Here is a 4417-nt window from a genome sequence, read left to right on the forward strand (position 1 = left end):
TTATTCGCACCTTCCTTAGGGCTGTGTCCACTTTATGCGGGGAAGATCAATTCGTAGATTGCCGAATAGAATATTCACCATCTTTCATTACTGTGACACCCAAAATTTGTGCTATTGGAAAAACAAAAGCCGTCAATGTCAGGGAATAATGTAAACCTCCGGATATCAAAAGTGTTCTCTAATATTTTTAAACATTTAGCTTTCATTTCTGGTGTTATTGCGATCATGTTCACGATATTCTCACCGCATCTGAAACTCAGACTTCCTGTTCTATCGTTGCTGACCCGGCTATAAAGAAATTGTGCACTTTGGGCGGCAATCCTTTTTGTCACAACAGGAGGCTGCCATAATGTTGGAGTATTATCGAAATCATCTTCATTTGTCGCTATATCAGTCTTTCTATCAAACACCTGATTATAAGAGCGTTTATCAGGACGCCCTTCAAATCCATTGATTGCCGAATAATGCAATCCAAATAAAAGGCCTGTTTTATCACGCATTGAATCACATGCAAACCACAATGCAACCAGGATATTTCTTGATACATCGATCATCCTGGTGGCTGCACCATGATGCTGAAGCTTTGCCAGCAACTCAAAATCACTTAATTCCCTACCATTTTCGAAATGATACCCTTGATGCTGAGCATTTAGTAATAACTCTCGCTCATAATCTCGCATAACATGCTCTCCTAATGGATAGTCTCTATCCTTCATGAGGCGTCTGTATGCCGAGCTATGTATTGGCCATGCAATATCACCTTGTCCTCGCCACATGTAAATATTCCGTTCATTATGTATATCAAGAGTAGCCAGGGTTAGTATTTCACTAAAATCCTCTGGTGCTATAACGGTTCCGAATAATTCTGAATCGGCAAGTTTCATCCAGTCTTCCATATCTTAATGTATTGTTGAATCGTTTATTACAGTGCCTTATGTTGGCTGATTAGATGACCAACAGCCCATACAGTGCCGAGATATCTGATTTAGGGCTTGTTGACCAGCTTTCGAGCGTATAAAACAAATCATCGGGCGATTTTATATCGCAAATACGAATATACTTTTCTACCATAGGAAGTAAGTATTCAGTCAAATCAGCATTACTGTTAAACCGTCCTAAATATTGGCCTGAGCTAATTTCTTCTCTCAGTAATCGGATGACTTCTGCACGGATCTTTGACCATTTGTTCTCACCTCCTTTACCTGATATTTTTTTATGCAGTTCCTTGTTTTTCTCTTGCAGGTACGCATCATGCTTGCTTGTGAACTCTTTTAAGCTATTGATAGCCTCAAACATTGCTCTAAAAAACTGAATCTCTTTATTATCAAAATTTTCGTCGGCAAAAATTCGTGTAGCAATGATGTAAAAATAGCATGAAACTTCAAAAAGATAGGGATACGGTATTTTATCATCGACAAGAAGTGCATCCAGACGTTCTGAGACATCTTCCCGCTTGATATCCATTTCATAGATAAAACGGAAGAAGATATCGTACACCAGCGTTTCATCTATTATCATCAAACTTGACATAGGTTCATCAAGGAACCTCTTCTGAAAGGCTGTAGGTTCTGAGGGGGGGTTGGCATGAAGCACATCAAACCATATCTCAAAAGCATTTTTTAATTCGCCTATATACACCTGCTCAAGCGGTTCAAGGGAACTGAATCTACTGTAAGCATACTTACCCAATGTTGATGGATGTTCTACATAGTACAGTGACATAAACCGATGCCAGTAATGATTCCCCGGTGTATCGCCATGCTCATCCACAAAAAGTTTTGCCTTCCTTGCTCTTCCCACCAAATACCCTCCTCATTGTCATAGTTAAACTTACCAGCCTAACCAGTATTCTGTTGAAATCATCATACGTTTCTATGTGATTGATCACATTAAGACAGGCTTGAAAAAATTGAAACGTAACACTTTGCCCCTGCACTTTAAAAGTGACAAATAGAAAAAGTCAAGACATCAAGTAAAATTTAAATAATTTTTTTGCTGATGGTGTCGTGGTGCATTCAGACAGTCTGTAGATTTCTCTTTCGTAGGGAGCAGCGAGCTCCGGTAATCAATCAAGAGGAACCCACAATGACAAACCCGCCACAAACAGAATATCCGGTTTACGCAAACTGGCATAACAACGAACAGACCGGGCAACGACTTTCACCAGATGTTGAAAAACGTACCCGCTTTGCAATGGGTGATGACATTCTGCTCAGTATGAAAGACATCACCGCTCACAGTGGTCTTAGCGACAAGCATTATTATTCCCTCATTAATCGAGGATTATTCCCTCGCCCCCTGAAAATAGGTCGATCCAGTCGCTGGCGGAGAAGTGATTATGAAGCATGGTTAAATGAGCGTGCTGCTGCCAGATAATACCCAAGCAGCAATAGCGAAAATAACGAAAATAGAAAACATAATAAAATAACCAACAAACAGGAAATGCATTGATGTCTTTAAATAAAAAAACAGAAAAAGAACACAGGACAACCTTCCCTTTGCACTGTTTACCTGAGCAACTAAAAGATACAGTTGAGCGTGTGAATATGTTTACAGGAATGTCAATGGAACTTACGATAAACATTATTTTTACCATGCTTTCAATTATCTGCCAGTACCTTGTTGGTGTTGTATCACCTTACTCGGGTATACCTGGCCCATGCTCTTTATACCTACTTACGCTTGCCGAGTCTGGTGAAGGTAAGACGTTTCTGTCACGACTGTTAATGAGGCCCTTTTACAGCCAGATTGAGAAAATGCAGCTTGAATACAGAGATCGGCTTACCATCTATAAAAGACAACATCGTATCTGGAAAACTAGCTTACAGGGATTCGATGCCAATCAACGTCAGGCTATAAAAAATGGAAAGGGTGTCGAGGATGCTCAGGTTCAGCTGGATGAACATTATAAAGGTGAACCAAAACGTCCTGTTGAGCCAAAATTCAGCTATCAGGATGTGACATTTAAAGCTCTTATCCAGGGCTTAAGCCTACATGCTGAAGCTGGCATCATTATGGATGAAGCGATCTCTTTTTTCAGAAGCGGGTTGAAAAATCATCTCGGACTGTTGAATAAAGGCTGGGATGGAGGGAAATATTCATTTGACAGAACAGATGGTGAGAACTACGAACTCCCATTATGTCTGATGCTTTCACTAATGATTCAGCCTGGCGTATTTAGTAATTATTTAGAAAAACATGGAGAGATGGCTAAAAGCAGTGGTTTACTTGCCCGATTCCTTGTTATGAAGGTAAAAAGCTCAATAGGGCAACGTAATAGCCGTATTGATGAAGAAGGGCTGAATGCAGTATTAGCTCCGTTTTATGACCACATTCAGGGGCTGTTAAGCCTTCTTGAAGCCCGGTTTTATGATGACAGTATACCGAAAGATCAACTGAGACTGTCAGATGATGCAAAAATGTTTCTTCAGGAAAAACAGAGAGAAATTGAGCAGGCTATTTTACCAGGCGGGAAGTATTCACATATCCGGGATTTTGCGTCAAAAGCTATAGAGCAGGCACTGCGACTGGCTACAATAATGACTTTTTATTTAACTAAACCTACAGGAGGCAGTTCGGCCGCTGACCTTATTTATACTAAGATTATCGATGCTCGTCAGATAAGAAATGCCATGACAATAGTGGATTGGTATTTGCAGCAGGCGAGCGACTTATTTTATCCACTGTCAGAGCGATACCAGTTTGAATGCGAAGTTCGAAGCCTCTGGAGCTTTATTGTTAAAAGACTGAACAAAAGTCAAGGTATACCATTTCCTAAATGTGAATTGCTTCAGTCTGGTCCGGGTCGTCTCAGGCACATAGATAAATTAACGCCTGCGTTAAATCAACTTATCAATCAGAGATTGTGTTGCATTATACGATACAACGGTTCCAGCATGTTACATATTGCAGGTTATTATTCAAACGGCTCTATATGTACAGGCGGTTTTCCCCACAACTACAGCATCGTACAAATGCAAAACCTGAAGGATGAAGGTTTCTGGCATGTTGATTTGTAAGATATTTACGACCATACAGGCAATTGTCAAACAAAACAGTATTTATTACTTTCGAATGCCAGTGTTGTTTCATTTGAAATGAAGGCAATCATCGCAGCGATCATGCTGAGGTTGATGAATAAATGACCAGATATGCACTTGCTCGTCTTAAAACAGTTGCTAGTATTGCTAATTTAGCAGATATATCAGCTTTTCAGAGCGTGATGGTGACGGGTGTTTGTTCAAAATTCGCTCATGATGTCTGGAGTGCATGATGCCCGGAACACCCCATGAAGCAGATCGTCACTTTCGATTTGGTAGTGGAAAATAGTGCTGTATGACTGTATTCACGTACCAGGTGTTCGTAACGCAATAAGGTAATTATACGTAATATATACTAACTAAATATCACATCACTA

4 protein-coding genes are annotated in these 4417 nt (G+C 40.1%); 2 read left to right on the plus strand and 2 right to left on the minus strand.

Translation table 11 applies throughout. The features are described from left to right. Nucleotides 1-74: 74 nt before the first annotated feature. Both LZ634_RS21100 and LZ634_RS21105 read right to left on the minus strand, forming a co-directional pair. Entirely contained in the window at nt 75-884 is an 810-nt protein-coding gene (locus tag LZ634_RS21100; protein ID WP_063153177.1) for an FRG domain-containing protein, read from the minus strand. Nucleotides 885-945: 61 nt separating this feature from the next. After that, nucleotides 946-1800 carry a hypothetical protein gene (locus LZ634_RS21105; protein ID WP_047359033.1) on the minus strand — a complete coding sequence of 285 codons (855 nt, stop codon included), beginning with the start codon at nt 1798-1800 and terminating at the stop codon, nt 946-948. A gap of 285 nt (nt 1801-2085) precedes the next feature. On the opposite strand from LZ634_RS21105, the gene LZ634_RS22700 reads away from it, so the two are divergent. After that, entirely contained in the window at nt 2086-2376 is a 291-nt protein-coding gene (locus LZ634_RS22700; RefSeq protein ID WP_308412129.1) for a helix-turn-helix transcriptional regulator, read from the plus strand. Nucleotides 2377-2450: 74 nt separating this feature from the next. Continuing rightward, nucleotides 2451-4019, plus strand: coding sequence for a YfjI family protein (locus LZ634_RS21115; RefSeq protein ID WP_052951288.1), 1569 nt, complete (start codon nt 2451-2453; stop codon nt 4017-4019). The last annotated feature ends 398 nt before the right edge of the window (nt 4020-4417 follow it).

The sequence above is a fragment of the Kluyvera intermedia genome (assembly GCF_021440345.1).
Classification (GTDB): Bacteria; Pseudomonadota; Gammaproteobacteria; order Enterobacterales; family Enterobacteriaceae; genus Kluyvera; species Kluyvera intermedia_A.